Here is a 14,653-nt window from a genome sequence, read left to right as displayed (position 1 = left end):
ACGAAATCGCTACCCGCTTTAACACCATGACCAAAAAAGCGGACGAAATTCAGATTTACAAATACGTTGTGCACAACGTCGCACACCGTTTCGGCAAAACCGCGACTTTCATGCCAAAACCGATGTTTGGCGATAACGGTTCCGGTATGCACTGCCACATGTCCCTCTCCAAGAACGGCGTAAACCTGTTCTCTGGCGACAAATACGCAGGCCTGTCTGAACAAGCGCTGTACTACATCGGCGGCGTTATCAAACACGCGAAAGCGATTAACGCCCTGGCTAACCCGACCACCAACTCCTACAAGCGTCTGGTCCCGGGTTACGAAGCGCCGGTTATGCTGGCTTACTCTGCCCGTAACCGTTCCGCGTCTATCCGTATTCCGGTTGTCACCTCTCCGAAAGCGCGCCGTATCGAAGTGCGCTTCCCGGACCCGGCGGCTAACCCGTACCTGTGCTTCGCTGCGCTGCTGATGGCTGGCCTTGACGGTATCAAGAACAAAATCCATCCGGGCGAAGCCATGGATAAAAACCTGTACGATCTGCCGCCGGAAGAAGCGAAAGAGATCCCACAGGTTGCAGGTTCTCTGGAAGAAGCTCTGAACGCGCTGGACGCAGACCGTGAATTCCTGACCGCCGGTGGCGTATTCACCAACGACGCTATCGATGCTTACATCGCCCTGCGTATTGAAGAAAACGACCGCGTACGTATGACTCCGCACCCGGTTGAGTTCGAGCTGTACTACAGCGTCTAATTTTGCTGTAAATCCGCGGTATTCCGTGTTGTGGCGTGGGATACCAAGGATGTTTTGTTGCCGTGGAAACTTTCAGCCCATCTCAGGATGGGCTTTTTTCTCCACCAACACGCTGATCTCATGAGCTTTTTATACATAAAAAGCTATACTGCACTAAAATAGTGCACTCATTTTCAGGAGACTGTCGAATGGCAACAGGCACACTGCCCGATGCTGGGCAGATCCTTAACTCTTTAATCAACAGTATCTTACTGGTCGATGACGACCTGGCGGTGCATTACGCGAACCCGGCGGCGCAGCAGCTGCTGGCGCAAAGTTCGCGTAAATTATTCGGCACGCCCCTGCCGGAGCTGTTGAGCTATTTCTCGCTGAATATCGGCCTCATGCAGGAGAGCCTCGCTGCGGGTCAAGGGTTTACCGATAACGAAGTGACGCTGGTCATTGATGGCCGCTCGCACATCCTTTCCCTGACGGCGCAACGCCTGCCTGAAGGCTATATCCTGCTGGAAATGGCGCCGATGGATAATCAGCGCCGTCTGAGCCAGGAGCAGCTACAGCACGCACAGCAGATTGCCGCTCGCGACTTAGTGCGTGGCCTGGCCCACGAGATTAAAAATCCGCTGGGTGGTCTGCGCGGCGCGGCACAGCTGCTGAGCAAAGCGCTGCCCGATCCTGCGCTGATGGAATACACCAAAGTGATTATTGAACAGGCCGATCGGTTAAGAAATCTGGTTGACCGTCTGCTGGGACCACAGCATCCCGGAATGCACGTAACAGAAAGCATCCACAAGGTCGCTGAGCGGGTGGTAAAGCTTGTGTCGATGGAGCTGCCGGATAACGTCAAGCTGGTTCGCGACTATGACCCCAGCCTGCCAGAACTGCCGCACGACCCGGACCAAATTGAACAGGTGCTGCTGAATATCGTCCGTAATGCGCTGCAGGCTCTGGGACCGGAGGGTGGCGAAATCACTCTGCGCACCCGTACGGCCTTTCAGTTAACCCTGCACGGCGTGCGCTACCGCCTCGCTGCGCGTATCGACGTTGAAGATAACGGCCCGGGAATACCGTCTCACTTACAGGATACGCTGTTTTATCCGATGGTGAGCGGGCGCGAAGGCGGCACCGGACTCGGGCTGTCTATCGCCCGCAGCCTTATCGATCAGCACTCCGGCAAAATTGAATTTACCAGTTGGCCAGGGCATACCGAATTCTCGGTGTACCTGCCTATTCGGAAGTAGAGGTGTTTATGCAACGAGGGATAGCATGGATCGTTGACGACGATAGCTCCATCCGTTGGGTGCTTGAACGCGCGCTCACCGGGGCAGGCTTAAGTTGTACAACGTTTGAAAGCGGCAACGAGGTGCTTGATGCCCTCACGACCAAAACCCCGGATGTGCTGCTTTCTGATATCCGCATGCCGGGAATGGATGGACTGGCGCTGCTAAAGCAAATTAAACAGCGCCATCCAATGCTCCCGGTCATCATAATGACGGCGCATTCGGATCTTGACGCGGCGGTCAGCGCCTATCAGCAGGGTGCCTTTGATTATCTGCCGAAACCGTTTGATATCGATGAAGCGGTGGCGCTGGTTGATCGTGCCATTAGCCATTACCAGGAACAGCAGCAGCCGCGTAATGCGCCGATTAATAGCCCAACGGCCGATATCATCGGCGAAGCGCCGGCCATGCAGGACGTCTTCCGCATTATCGGCCGCCTGTCGCGTTCATCAATCAGCGTACTGATCAACGGCGAGTCCGGTACCGGTAAAGAGCTGGTTGCCCACGCTCTCCACCGCCACAGCCCGCGCGCCAAGGCGCCGTTTATCGCGCTAAATATGGCGGCCATTCCGAAAGATCTGATTGAGTCAGAGCTGTTTGGCCACGAGAAAGGGGCCTTTACCGGCGCCAATACCGTGCGCCAGGGGCGATTTGAGCAGGCAGACGGCGGCACGCTGTTCCTCGACGAGATCGGCGATATGCCGCTGGACGTACAGACTCGTCTGCTGCGCGTACTGGCCGATGGCCAGTTTTATCGCGTGGGGGGCTATGCGCCGGTGAAGGTGGATGTACGCATTATTGCCGCCACCCACCAGAACCTTGAACTGCGCGTCCAGGAAGGAAAATTCCGCGAGGATTTATTCCACCGTCTGAACGTGATTCGCGTCCATCTGCCGCCGCTGCGCGAGCGTCGGGAAGATATCCCGCGACTGGCGAGACATTTCCTGCAAATCGCCGCCCGTGAGCTGGGCGTGGAGGCCAAACAGCTGCATCCGGAGACGGAGATGGCGTTAACCCGGCTGGCATGGCCGGGCAACGTACGTCAGTTGGAAAACACCTGCCGCTGGCTGACGGTAATGGCCGCAGGTCAGGAGGTTCTGACGCAGGATCTTCCCAGCGAGCTGTTTGAAACGGCGATACCGGATAACCCGACGCAAATGCTGCCGGATAGCTGGGCCACGCTGCTGGGGCAATGGGCCGATCGCGCTTTGCGTTCCGGTCATCAAAACCTGCTCTCGGAAGCGCAGCCGGAGATGGAGCGCACGCTGCTGACCACCGCGTTACGCCACACTCAGGGGCATAAACAAGAGGCGGCTCGCCTGCTGGGCTGGGGTCGTAATACACTGACGCGTAAGCTAAAAGAGTTGGGAATGGAGTAGCAGCGCACTGGCGAGTAAAAAATAGTCATCCAGCGCAAACTGCTGCTATTTTGTACTTTACTGTTGCCATGCGTTGAGTATGATCTTGCCCGGAAAGACGGGGGAGAAATCATGCTTGAGTCATTTATTAATATTATATCGAGCGGTGTTGCAGCGGGTCATACGCCGCAGACGGCGGTAGCTGCCGTTCTGTGCGCGGCGATGGTTGGGCTGTTTAGCTGATAATACCCCCGCTCCTTCCTGGAGTGGGGGTATGCTTTATATCACGCGGGAAAACTGCTGCATCCGCGCTTTCTGCCGCAGATACGTATCAAAACACATGCAGATATTGCGTATCAGCAGCCGGCCTTTCGGCGTCACCTGAATGCCCTTCTCATCCACATCCACCAGCCCGTCTTTGGCCAGCGGCGCCAGCAATTTCATATCGTCGGCAAAGTAGCTATCGAAGGTAAGATCCCACTGCGCTTCTACCGCAGCGAAGTCGAGACGGAAGTGACAAATTAGCGCCTTAATCACGTCGCGACGAATGCAGTCATCGCGCGTCAACGCAATACCGCGCCACAGCGCCGTTCCGGTTTCATCAACCTGCTGATAATACTGCTTCAGCTCTTTCTGGTTCTGCGCATAGCAATCGCCAATCATGCTGATCGCCGAGACGCCCATCCCCAGCAGATCGGTGTCTCCCTGGGTGGTATACCCCTGGAAGTTACGATGCAGGATACCTTCACGCTGGGCTATCGCCAGCTCATCATCCGGACGGGCAAAGTGGTCCATGCCGATAAACTGATATCCCGCGGCCGTCAGCGAAACAATCGTCTCCTGAAGAATGTCCAGCTTCTGTTCTGCAGAAGGCAGATCGGCGTCTTTGATTTTGCGCTGCGCAGCAAAGAGCGTTGGCAGATGCGCATAGTTGAATACGCTCAGACGATCGGGGTTGAGCTCCGCCACTTTCTGTAGCGTATAAGCGAAGCTCTGCGGCGTTTGCTTCGGCAGACCGTAAATCAGGTCGATATTGGTAGAGGTAAAGCCGATATCGCGCGCGTGGTTGAGTAGCGCGAAGATAAACGCTTCATCCTGCTCGCGGTTCACCAGGCGCTGCACTTCTTTGTTGAAGTCCTGCACGCCCATACTCAGGCGATTAAAGCCTTCGAGGCGTAAATGATCCAGGACATCGAGTTCGATTTCGCGCGGATCAACCTCAATGGAGATCTCTGCATCCGCGTTAAAATTGAAATGGGTACGCAGCAGACCCATCAGGCGACTAATTTGCGCCTTGTTTAAATAGGTTGGCGTACCGCCGCCCCAGTGCAGCTGATTAACTTTGCGGCCAGCAAAAAGCGGCGCGCGATGAATAATCTCCTGCTCAAGCACATCCAGATACTGGTCGGCCTTATGCTGCTGACGGGTGACGATTTTGTTGCAGCCGCAGAAATAGCAGAGTTTATGGCAAAACGGGATATGCACGTACAGCGAGAGGGGACGCTGCGGATAGCGGGCTACCGCCGCATCAAATTCAGCGGGGCCAAATTCTGGAGAAAACTCCAGCGCGGTGGGATACGAAGTATAACGCGGCCCGGAATAGTTATATTTCTGGATCAGGGCCAGATCCCAGTCGATTAACTGCACAGACATGCTCACTCCTTCCGATGGTACCGTCGGCGGGTACGCCGCCCCGGCCCAACCGCACCTCGGGTAATGAGCCGGTTGCGCAGCCATTTCTGACGCCGCGACAACCGTCGTAGTTTAACGAATAACCACAGCAGATAACATATAACCAGAAGGGTTATAAGCAGGACCGGGAATCCGATGGGGTGCAAATGTTAGTTTCCACCCTTCAGCAGGCGCATCATATCTTCTTTGCGCTCTTCATCTTCGTCATCATCGTATGAGAGGCCCAGCTGCTGCATCAGCTCATCAATACGATCCAGCTTGGCGTCAACCCAGGCCTGCTCTTCAGCATTCAGGGTACCGCCCTCTTCCAGACGTTCCAGCAGCGCGTCCAGGCGCTCATCGTTCTCCAGCAAATCCAGCTCAGCCTGCGGTGAAAGCATAGGTTTCTCGCTCTTTGGTTTATGCTGCTTAATCGCCGGTGCATTTTCAGTCACGCCCAGCGGGATTGGTTTTTTACTGCCAATTCGGGGATCTTGCTGCTGACCTTGTTTTTTACCTGCTAAAGCGGTGTCGCCGCCGGTCGCACGACTTCCTGCCGCGTGGCCGCGATGCTTCTTCTGATGCTTGCGCTCGCGGGCTTCCTGGTTCAATTCTTCACGCGTTTTGCGATTTTTCTTGCCGCGAGGTACGGATGTCGGTTTTTTCATGTTGTGTAATCTTCAGGCCGTTTTCTTCAGTATAGAATTGAGGCGGAATCTAGCAGAAAGCAAGCAAAGAAAAAAGGCGACAGATTACTCTGTCGCCTTTTTCCGCACTGACAACCCTTAATGGGCTTCTACTTTCCATGTTAGCTAACGACACACCCTGTCTTTCCTTTAGCTACCAACGTTCCCTGTTACATCCATTTCCTTTTAAAACGTCTCCAGACGTTTGTCATCCTGACAATCCGTAGTCTTCGCCTCCTGGCGCTTCCTGACTCCTCATCCTGAGTCATAATCCTGTTAGCATCCTCGCCCTTGACCGCTACTTTACTGGTTTGCGGGAAACCTACAACCGACTGTACAGAAAAAAAACGAGTTTCAGAATTTTCTTTCATTTTAACGCAATGATTTATATAGGTTTGTATTATTTTTAATCAGACTTTTCTCATGAATTTCTCATATAACTAATAGCCAATGTCTCACAAAGACTGTGGTTTTAACTTACAGCGATGAGGTGCGGTAAAAACAGCCTTTTTCTGTTGTTCAGGTATAATCCCCGTCAAAGCCTGATTTAACGGAGACGACCGTCTTGACCAACTGGAATTATCAACTGACGCATTTTGTCACTAGCGCGCCAGATATCCGCCATCTTCCTGCCGATACCGGTATTGAAGTGGCCTTTGCTGGCCGCTCTAACGCCGGGAAATCCAGCGCGCTGAACACGCTGACTAACCAGAAAAGCCTCGCGCGTACTTCGAAGACGCCAGGCCGTACGCAGCTTATTAACCTGTTTGAAGTCGCTGAAGGTAAGCGCCTGGTCGACCTGCCGGGCTATGGGTATGCCCAGGTTCCGGAAGAGATGAAAATCAAGTGGCAGCGCGCGCTGGGTGAATATCTGGAGAAACGCCTCTGTCTGAAAGGGCTGGTTGTGTTGATGGATATTCGTCATCCGCTTAAAGATCTCGATCAGCAGATGATCCAATGGGCGGTGGAAAGCGATATCCCGGTACTGGTACTGCTAACCAAAGCCGATAAACTGGCCAGCGGCGCGCGAAAAGCGCAGATCGCCATGGTTCGTGAAGCGGTCACCGCCTTTAACGGAGATGTGCAGGTCGAAGCGTTTTCTTCCCTGAAGAAGCAGGGCGTGGATAAACTACGGCAGAAGCTGGATAGCTGGTATAACGATATCCCTCCTCAGGAAGCCTCTGAAGACGGCGAATAATCTCGCTAACTTCTCCGGATAGCGGCGCGTGAGGCTCTATCCGGGTAGCCCGCCTCATCAGCATAGATACGCAAAAAATTTTCTTTCGCGCAATAAAAAACGCCCCGGTCATAAATGACCGGGGCGGCTAAAATATTCAGCCAAATCCGATTACGTGAAGTAAAAGGTCTGAAAGATAGAACATCTTACCTCTGTACCCTACGTCTTTAACTCTACTCTTCTTTCGGTTACGGATAAAGCATTTTTTGTAGTTTTTTTTCACTCTTTACATAGCAAATTCAAATGATCATCACAAAATGCGATAAGTTATGTTACTCACTTACAAGAAATGACCTTCCTTACCGAATACTTAGTGCGCTTGATCCCAGTTTTCTCCACTCCCCACTTCCACCAGCAGCGGAACCGCCAGCGTCGTGCTGCTTTCCATCAGTTCGTGGATCTTTTTCGCAACCGCCTCAAGGTCGTCTTTATGCACTTCAAAGACCAGTTCATCGTGTACCTGCATAATCATCCGCACGCGCGGTTTTTCGCTTAATAACCAGCTATCTACAGCGATCATCGCGCGCTTAATAATGTCGGCAGCGGTTCCCTGCATCGGCGCATTAATCGCCGCACGCTCGGCACCGGCGCGGCGCGCGCCGTTGCTGGATTTGATGTCCGGCAGGTAGAGACGACGGCCATCAAGCGTTTCAACATACCCCTGCTCTTTGGCCTGGGTGCGGGTGCGCTCCATATACTCCAGCACGCCCGGATAGCGCTCAAAGTAGAGATCCATATACTTTTGCGCTTCTTTGCGTGGAATATTGAGCTGACGCGCAAGGCCGAATGCGCTCATGCCGTAAATCAGGCCGAAGTTGATCGCCTTCGCGCTGCGGCGCTGTTCGCTGCTGACGCTCTCCAGCGGCAAACCAAAGACCTCTGCCGCCGTCGCGCGGTGGATATCCTTCCCTTCCGCAAACGCGGTCAGCAGGCCCTTATCACGGGAAAGATGCGCCATGATGCGCAGTTCAATTTGCGAGTAGTCGGCAGAGACAATGAGATAATCTTCTGGAGCAATAAACGCCTGACGGATACGCCGCCCTTCTTCGTTGCGCACCGGAATGTTCTGCAGGTTCGGGTCTGTAGACGACAAACGTCCCGTTGCCGTAACCGCCTGGTGATAAGAGGTGTGAACCCGGCCCGTTTTCGGGCTGATCATCAGCGGCAGCTTATCGGTATAGGTGGATTTGAGTTTTGCCAGACCACGATACTCGAGGATGACTTTCGGCAGCGGATAGTCCAGCGCCAGCTCTTCCAGCACCTCTTCCGAGGTAGACGGCGCGCCGCCCGGGGTTTTCTTCAGCGGCTTAATACCTTGTTTTTCAAACAGGATGGTTTGCAGCTGCTTCGGCGAAGAGAGGTTAAACTCCTCACCCGCGATATCATACGCCTTCTTCTCCAGTTCAATCAGGCGTTTGGCTATCTCCTGAGAATGCGCATGCAGCACGGCCGGATCAATCTTCACCCCGTTACGCTCCACGCGGGATAGCACCGGCACCAGCGGCATTTCAATATTTTTAAAGACGTTCAGCGGGCCTTCATTTTGCTGAAGTTCAGGCCACATTTTGAGGTGCAGCTGCAGCGTGACATCGGCATCTTCCGCCGCGTAGCGGCCCGCTTCTTCCAGCGCGATCTGATTGAAGGTGAGCTGGTTTTTACCTTTACCCGCAATCTCTTCAAAGGTAATGGTTTTGTGCTTCAGCCAGCGATCGGAGAGGCTATCCATATCATGGCGGCCAGCCACGCTGTCAAGAATGTAGGATTCCAGCATGGTATCAAAGGCAATACCGCGCAGTTCAATGCCGTAGTTAGCCAGGATACCGCGGTCATATTTGAGGTTTTGTCCAACCTTCAGAACCTTGTCATCTTCCAGTAGCGGTTTCAGCAGTTCAAGGACACGGTCGCGCGGGATCTGATCCGGTGCATCCAGATAATCATGGGCAACCGGTACATAGGCCGCTACGCCAGGCTCAATGGCGATGGATAAACCGACCATATTGGCGGATACGTTATCGAGGCTGTCAGTTTCGGTATCAAAGGCAAAAAGCGGCGCTTTCTTCAGGCTCTCAACCCAGGTTAACAAGGTTTCTTCATCAAGGATCGTGACATAATTTTCAGAAGAGAGCGCCGTCGCGGTTTTCTCCTCCGCATCAGCCACGTCAGCCACCGCTACAACCGCCTTCGCCGCAGGCTTAACGCCTTTTACCTGCATCCACTTGCCGGACTCCACATCGGTGATCCAGCGTTTGAATTCATATTTTTTAAACAGCGTGAGCAGTTCATCAGCGATGGGTTGCGCAACCAGCAAATCTTCACAGCCCAGCTCCAGCTCAACGTCCGTTTTGATCGTCGCTAGCTGATAGGAGAGGTAAGCCACCTCTTTATTCTGTTCCAGCTTTGCGGCCATCGTTTTTGCGCCGCGGAAGGCCAGCCCGGCGATTTTTTCAGGCTCAGCGTATAACGTATCAAGACCCCCCAGCCCCTGCAGTAACGCCTGCGCTGTCTTTTCTCCCACGCCAGGTACGCCGGGAATATTGTCCGATGAATCTCCCATCAGGGCCAGAAAATCGATGATCAGCTCCGGTGGTACGCCGTATTTCGTCACCACTTCATCAGGGCCAAGGATAGTGTTGGTCATGGTGTTAATCAGCGTAATACCCGGCGTAACCAGCTGGGCCATATCTTTATCGCCGGTGCTAATCAGTACCGGACGCCCGACCTTTTCAGCTTCACGCGCCAGGGTACCGATGACATCATCGGCTTCTACGCCAGGAACAGCCATTAGCGGCAGGCCCATCGCTTTTACCATGGCATGCAGCGGCTCGATCTGCGCACGCAAATCGTCCGGCATCGGCGGGCGATGAGATTTATAGTGCTCAAACAGTTCATCACGGAAAGTCTTCCCCTTGGCATCAAACACGACGACAGCATGGGTCGGTTGATACTGCAGGATCAGGCTTCGCAGCATATTCAGCACGCCATACATTGCGCCTGTCGGTTCACCAGCGCTATTCGTCAGCGGGGGGAACGCGTGATATGCCCGATAAAGGTAAGAGGAGCCGTCAACGAGGATGAGAGGGTTTTCTGGGATCTGAACCATAATTTCCGTGCCTGTTTATCAGATTATCGGTAAAGGATGCCACAGACGGGCATTAAATCCTGAATTTTTCCCGCATTTCGTCGAAAAGATTCTGCGATCCTTTCGATCGCGTTATGGGCCATCCTGTGGATAACTTTGTGAATATTTTTATAACGACAGCCAAACAATCGTTAATTAAATCATCTATCAACAAATTATTCCTTATTTATCATTTTGTTATACATTCACAATTTGCTTTAATAACACCATGGCGACTCAATGTTCCATGTGGATATAAGATCCGAAAATTTTTCTGTTCTGGTAAAACCCGTTATTTACGCTATTTTCTGGTAAAATCAGCCTCTTGCGCCGTTTAACCGCGTTCTTTGTCAGCCTAACTTTCTGAATAAATTAACTATGTCGAGATTACTCGCCGCGATAACGCTCCCGCTGAGTATCGCCATGACTATCATAGTCACCATAATCTGCTCGGTGCCAATCATCGTCGCCGGGTTGATTAAACTTCTTGTGCCTATTCCTGCGGTCTGGCGCTCGATATCCGTTTTTTGCAATTTCATGATGTACTGCTGGTGTGAAGGGCTGGCCCTGCTGCTGCGTCTTAATCCCTGGCTTAAATGGGATGTACAGGGCCTGGATAGCCTGAATAAGAAAAACTGGTATCTGCTCATCAGCAACCACCATAGCTGGGCAGATATCGTGGTGCTTTGCGTGCTGTTTCGCAAACATATCCCGATGAATAAATATTTCCTCAAGCAACAGCTCGCCTGGGTGCCGTTTATTGGGTTGGCCTGCTGGGCGCTGGATATGCCTTTTATGCGCCGCTATTCCCGAGGTTATTTACTCCGCCATCCAGAGCGCCGGGGCAAAGATGTTGAAACCACTCGCCGCTCCTGCGAGAAATTCCGCGCGCATCCAACAACGATTGTTAACTTTGTCGAAGGCTCTCGTTTCACGGAAGAAAAGCAACAGCAGACCCGTTCACCATACCAGAATCTGTTAGCGCCAAAGGCTGCGGGTATTGCCATGGCATTAAACGTGCTCGGCTCGCAGTTTGATAAGCTTTTGAACGTCACGTTATGCTATCCGGAAAACAACCAAAAGCCGTTTTATGACATGCTGAGCGGCCGATTAACGCGGGTTGTGGTGCGAGTCAGCCTTGAGACTGTGACGGAAGAGCTGCACGGCGATTATGTAAATGACAAAAACTTTAAGCGACGCTTTCAGCGCTGGCTAAACAGGCTTTGGGAAGAGAAAGATCGGCAGCTAACGGAAATAATGCAGCAGGCGGAGAAATAATTGTGGATGCAGAAAAGAAAAACGCCGGTCAGTAACCGGCGTTTATTTTTTATTTCTTCTCAACGAGCTGCTTAACGGTATCGGCATACTGGGCAACAAATGCGTCCATGTTGCTGGTATCCATACCCTGCGGGTTAAGCTGGTATTTACCGTTAACGTACATAGCCGGCACGCCCTGCAGCTGGAAATCAGCGGCGGCTTTCTCTTGCTGAGCCACCAGGGATTTCACCACAAAGCTGTTCCAGGCTGCATCGTAATCTTCACCTTTAACGCCGGCGTCAACGAAGACCTTACGAATATCGGCCACGGTCTGGACGGTCTGGTTTTTCTGTACCGCTTCAAACATCGGCACGGTGATTTTATCTTCCACGCCCAGCGCCATCGCAACGGCCCACGCCTGAGTCAGATCCTTGCCTAACGGTCCCAGGAACTCAACGTGGTATTTCGTCATTTTGACGCCTTCAGGCAGCTTTTTCTTCACGTTATCTGACACATGAAGAACTTCTTCAAACTGATAGCAGTGCGGGCAGTAGAACGAGAAAAACTCGAGCACCTGCGGCTCACCGGCAACGGGCTTATCGAGGGTAATATACTGCTTACCGTCGGTGATCTGGGCAGCGGATGCACTGAAAGCCAGAATCATACCAGCCAGCGCCAGCCAAATTTTTTTCATGATTAATTCTCTCCTGGATATATCACATTAATACATTGGCGTTAACTGAAGAGGCGGTTCCTGCAGAACCTTTACCTGCTCAAGAAAAGTTGTTGTCTGCCCGCGCCAGTAATCTTCCCCGGTTAACCACGGGAAGTTTTTAGGAAAAGCGGGATCTTCCCAGCGCCTTAATAACCACGCCAGATAATAAACTAACCGCATTGCACGTAAAGGTTCGATAAGGGCAATTTCATCGGTATTGAAAGCGCTGAACTCTTCATACGCTTCAATGATCATCTCAAGCTGCATCCGTTGCTCGGCTTTATCGCCATTCAACAACATCCACAGATCCTGGATAGCAGGTCCATTACGTGAATCATCTAAATCAACAAACAGGGGCCCATCGCGCCAGAGGATGTTTCCCGCATGGCAATCACCGTGTAACCGTAAAATATTGGCGCGTCCGTGCCATTGCGCCATTACCGCATCAATCAGCTTATCGGTAGCGCTGAGAAAAGCCTCTTTCAGACCTGCTGGTATCAGCGGGGAAAGCTCAAAGACCTGGCGTGGCTCAAGAAGATACTCATTCGTCCCTATCTCCGGACGTGCGATAAAACGCTGTTTGCGTCCAGTTTGATGCAGACGGCCAAGGTAGCGTCCAACCCATTCCATCTGATCGAGGTTATCCGCCTCAAACTGACGTCCACCCAGGCTTGGGAATACGGCGAAAAAGAATCCCTGATGCTGATGAAGGGTACTGTCGTTAAACGACAACGGCGCCGCTACAGGGACTTCATCCTGCACGAGCTGGAGGGAAAACTGATGTTCTTCGAGGATCTGTTGGGCTGACCAACGCTCAGGACGATAGAACTTCACCACATAGCGGCGACGATCTTCGTCCTGAAACTGGTAAACCCGGTTCTCATAGCTATTAAGCGGAGTGAGACCGGAGTCCACCCGCATTCCCAGATCAAATAAGCCATCAATGATGGTATCTGGGTGAAGCGTCTGAAAAGTGAAAGCCTTATCGTGCATCCTGACATCCGATAATCGTACGAATGATACAGGATATCATCTCATTGCCGATTCCGCGGCAGCGCTTACAACCTTTTACTCTTTAATCACGCCGCGAGCGCGTAGCAGCGCGGTTTTAAAATCTTCTTCATAATCTTTCTGAATCCCGGGAATAACGGCTTCTTTTGCCGAGTCGCGCATCTTCAGATGATAAATCAGAATATCGTCGGAGAGATCGTTCAACTCACCGGTGTATCCGGCCTCTTTCGCCAATTTTTGCAAAAATTGCATTAAATTCAGCTCGGGTTCTTTCTGCCAGGCTGGCTGGAGGAGTTCAATGACTTCATTCAGACGTTTACATTTCATAGCAATGCTCCTTACTCTTGATAGGAATACGTTAGCAGGGACAATCCCACAATGAAAGAGGCGATATTAATATGCAGGGCAAGGTCATAACCGGCGTCGTGCTGGCGGGAGGAAGAGGCTCACGCATGGGAGGAATAGATAAAGGATTACAGCTGCTAAAAGGTAAAGCCCTGTGGCGTCATGTCGCCGATGCGCTGCAGCCGCAGGTTACAAAGCTGGTGATTAGCGCTAACCGCAATCTTGATTGCTGGCGAAGCAGCGGTTACCCGATTATTACCGACTCTCTGAACGACTTTCCCGGGCCGTTGGCAGGCATGCTTTCCGTAATGCATCAGGTTAAGGGGGAGTGGTTTCTGTTTTGTCCCTGTGATACGCCATTTATCCCATCATTTCTGGTGATGCGCTTAATACAGCAGAGAAAATCTTCTCCAGCCGTTTGGGTACACGATGGTGAACGTGACCATCCGGCCATTGCTCTGGTGCATCGCGAGGCGATCGGCGAACTGGAAACGTATCTGGCCGCAGGAGAAAGACGGGTAATGGTATTTCTGCGCAAAATTGGCGGTCATAGCGTCGATTTTAGTGATGTAAAATCAGCATTTATTAACGTCAATACTCTCGACGATTTGCAACGTATGCAGGTGCCATCATGATCCCGCTTTTAGCCATCGCAGCCTGGAGCGGTACAGGTAAAACCACCCTACTGAAGTCGCTGATTCCGGCACTGCGCGCGGAAGGCTTACGACCAGGGCTAATTAAACATACTCATCACGATATGGACGTGGATAAGCCCGGTAAAGACAGCTATGAACTGCGTAAAGCCGGAGCGGCTCAGACGATTGTCGCCAGCTCCCAGCGTTGGGCATTAATGACGGAAACACCCGAAGAGCCTCCGCTGGATCTGGCATGGCTGGTTAGCCGAATGGATGCATCAACATTAGATTTAGTCCTTGTTGAGGGTTTTAAGCATGAAGCTGTGCCCAAAATCCTGCTTTTTCGGCAAAACAGCGGACATAGTATTGAAGAATTAGTTTATGACGATGACGTGATTGCCATAGCCAGCGATACGTCGGTCGAGACGTCTCTTCCATTGTTAGATTTAAATGATGTCCCGCAAATAACCGCTTTTATTATGCAGTGGTTAAAGGGGTTTAACGAGGACCGATAGTTATAGCAGAGATATAGCCATGATCGCGCCTTCTGAAGGCATCTGCTGATATTTTCAGGCGACAAAAACGCAAAAA

General features: G+C 52.1%; 13 protein-coding genes and 1 pseudogene. 8 read left to right on the top strand and 6 right to left on the bottom strand.

Features of this window, described 5'->3' with window-relative positions:
* The 4 genes and pseudogenes from glnA to HMPREF1144_RS32745 all read left to right on the top strand — a co-directional run.
* Nucleotides 1–752 (top strand): annotated as a pseudogene (glnA, locus tag HMPREF1144_RS22805) (glutamine synthetase); the annotation flags it as partial.
* A 188-nt stretch (nt 753–940) separates the two neighbouring features.
* Complete coding sequence (glnL, locus tag HMPREF1144_RS22800) at nt 941–1,990, top strand: nitrogen regulation protein NR(II) (protein WP_004127098.1); 1,050 nt, start codon at nt 941–943, stop codon at nt 1,988–1,990.
* Nucleotides 1,991–1,998: 8 nt separating this feature from the next.
* Entirely contained in the window at nt 1,999–3,408 is a 1,410-nt protein-coding gene (glnG, locus tag HMPREF1144_RS22795; RefSeq protein ID WP_004107350.1) for a nitrogen regulation protein NR(I), read from the top strand.
* 111 nt (nt 3,409–3,519) lie between these two features.
* Entirely contained in the window at nt 3,520–3,630 is a 111-nt protein-coding gene (locus tag HMPREF1144_RS32745) for a YshB family small membrane protein (protein WP_004855828.1), read from the top strand.
* Between the two features lie 36 nt (nt 3,631–3,666).
* On the opposite strand, the gene hemN is transcribed toward HMPREF1144_RS32745, so the two are convergent.
* Both hemN and yihI read right to left on the bottom strand, forming a co-directional pair.
* Nucleotides 3,667–5,040 carry an oxygen-independent coproporphyrinogen III oxidase gene (gene hemN / locus HMPREF1144_RS22790; RefSeq protein ID WP_004855827.1) on the bottom strand — a complete coding sequence of 458 codons (1,374 nt, stop codon included), beginning with the start codon at nt 5,038–5,040 and terminating at the stop codon, nt 3,667–3,669.
* Between the two features lie 188 nt (nt 5,041–5,228).
* On the bottom strand, nt 5,229–5,726 hold the full coding sequence (gene yihI / locus HMPREF1144_RS22785) for a Der GTPase-activating protein YihI (protein ID WP_009654074.1): 498 nt from the start codon (nt 5,724–5,726) through the stop codon (nt 5,229–5,231).
* Between the two features lie 583 nt (nt 5,727–6,309).
* Between yihI and yihA the strand changes: the two genes are divergently transcribed.
* On the top strand, nt 6,310–6,942 hold the full coding sequence (yihA, locus tag HMPREF1144_RS22780; RefSeq protein ID WP_004855823.1) for a ribosome biogenesis GTP-binding protein YihA/YsxC: 633 nt from the start codon (nt 6,310–6,312) through the stop codon (nt 6,940–6,942).
* Between the two features lie 349 nt (nt 6,943–7,291).
* Here the strand turns inward: yihA and polA are convergent, their stop codons facing one another.
* Nucleotides 7,292–10,081 (bottom strand): DNA polymerase I, encoded by a 2,790-nt coding sequence (polA, locus tag HMPREF1144_RS22775; RefSeq protein ID WP_042928304.1) that lies wholly within the window; start codon nt 10,079–10,081, stop codon nt 7,292–7,294.
* Between the two features lie 396 nt (nt 10,082–10,477).
* On the opposite strand from polA, the gene HMPREF1144_RS22770 reads away from it, so the two are divergent.
* A complete protein-coding gene (locus HMPREF1144_RS22770) occupies nt 10,478–11,377 on the top strand; it encodes an acyltransferase (protein WP_042928302.1) in 900 nt (299 codons plus the stop codon).
* A 49-nt stretch (nt 11,378–11,426) separates the two neighbouring features.
* Here HMPREF1144_RS22770 and dsbA read toward each other — a convergent pair whose 3' ends face one another.
* From dsbA to HMPREF1144_RS22755, 3 genes are all read right to left on the bottom strand, one after another.
* Nucleotides 11,427–12,050, bottom strand: coding sequence for a thiol:disulfide interchange protein DsbA (gene dsbA / locus HMPREF1144_RS22765; RefSeq protein ID WP_004855816.1), 624 nt, complete (start codon nt 12,048–12,050; stop codon nt 11,427–11,429).
* A 27-nt stretch (nt 12,051–12,077) separates the two neighbouring features.
* Complete coding sequence (locus tag HMPREF1144_RS22760) at nt 12,078–13,064, bottom strand: serine/threonine protein kinase (protein ID WP_004855813.1); 987 nt, start codon at nt 13,062–13,064, stop codon at nt 12,078–12,080.
* 75 nt (nt 13,065–13,139) lie between these two features.
* Complete coding sequence (locus HMPREF1144_RS22755; RefSeq protein WP_004855810.1) at nt 13,140–13,409, bottom strand: YihD family protein; 270 nt, start codon at nt 13,407–13,409, stop codon at nt 13,140–13,142.
* Between the two features lie 71 nt (nt 13,410–13,480).
* On the opposite strand from HMPREF1144_RS22755, the gene mobA reads away from it, so the two are divergent.
* Together mobA and mobB are read left to right on the top strand one after the other, a co-directional pair.
* A complete protein-coding gene (gene mobA, locus HMPREF1144_RS22750) occupies nt 13,481–14,062 on the top strand; it encodes a molybdenum cofactor guanylyltransferase MobA (RefSeq protein WP_004855809.1) in 582 nt (193 codons plus the stop codon).
* The gene (mobB, locus tag HMPREF1144_RS22745) at nt 14,059–14,577 is read left to right on the top strand and encodes a molybdopterin-guanine dinucleotide biosynthesis protein MobB (protein WP_004855806.1); all 519 of its coding nucleotides are present in this window, start codon (nt 14,059–14,061) and stop codon (nt 14,575–14,577) included. Before mobA ends, mobB begins: the two co-directional genes overlap by 4 nt.
* Nucleotides 14,578–14,653: the final 76 nt, after the last annotated feature.

This window comes from Klebsiella sp. OBRC7, assembly GCF_000293135.1.
Lineage (GTDB): Bacteria > Pseudomonadota > Gammaproteobacteria > Enterobacterales > Enterobacteriaceae > Klebsiella > Klebsiella michiganensis.
Note: the sequence above shows the minus strand (reverse complement) of the source record. Positions and strands in the feature narration are given on the sequence as shown.

Excerpts from the sequence above, each read along its gene's own strand:
- HMPREF1144_RS22755 (WP_004855810.1), bottom strand. The coding sequence starts at position 13,409 with ATGAAATGTAAACGTCTGAATGAAGTCATTGAACTCCTCCAGCCAGCC.
- hemN (WP_004855827.1), bottom strand. The coding sequence starts at position 5,040 with ATGTCTGTGCAGTTAATCGACTGGGATCTGGCCCTGATCCAGAAATAT.
- polA (WP_042928304.1), bottom strand. The coding sequence starts at position 10,081 with ATGGTTCAGATCCCAGAAAACCCTCTCATCCTCGTTGACGGCTCCTCT.
- dsbA (WP_004855816.1), bottom strand. The coding sequence starts at position 12,050 with ATGAAAAAAATTTGGCTGGCGCTGGCTGGTATGATTCTGGCTTTCAGT.
- glnL (WP_004127098.1), top strand. The coding sequence starts at position 941 with ATGGCAACAGGCACACTGCCCGATGCTGGGCAGATCCTTAACTCTTTA.
- mobA (WP_004855809.1), top strand. The coding sequence starts at position 13,481 with ATGCAGGGCAAGGTCATAACCGGCGTCGTGCTGGCGGGAGGAAGAGGC.
- mobB (WP_004855806.1), top strand. The coding sequence starts at position 14,059 with ATGATCCCGCTTTTAGCCATCGCAGCCTGGAGCGGTACAGGTAAAACC.
- HMPREF1144_RS32745 (WP_004855828.1), top strand. The coding sequence starts at position 3,520 with ATGCTTGAGTCATTTATTAATATTATATCGAGCGGTGTTGCAGCGGGT.
- glnG (WP_004107350.1), top strand. The coding sequence starts at position 1,999 with ATGCAACGAGGGATAGCATGGATCGTTGACGACGATAGCTCCATCCGT.
- yihI (WP_009654074.1), bottom strand. The coding sequence starts at position 5,726 with ATGAAAAAACCGACATCCGTACCTCGCGGCAAGAAAAATCGCAAAACG.
- HMPREF1144_RS22770 (WP_042928302.1), top strand. The coding sequence starts at position 10,478 with ATGTCGAGATTACTCGCCGCGATAACGCTCCCGCTGAGTATCGCCATG.
- HMPREF1144_RS22760 (WP_004855813.1), bottom strand. The coding sequence starts at position 13,064 with ATGCACGATAAGGCTTTCACTTTTCAGACGCTTCACCCAGATACCATC.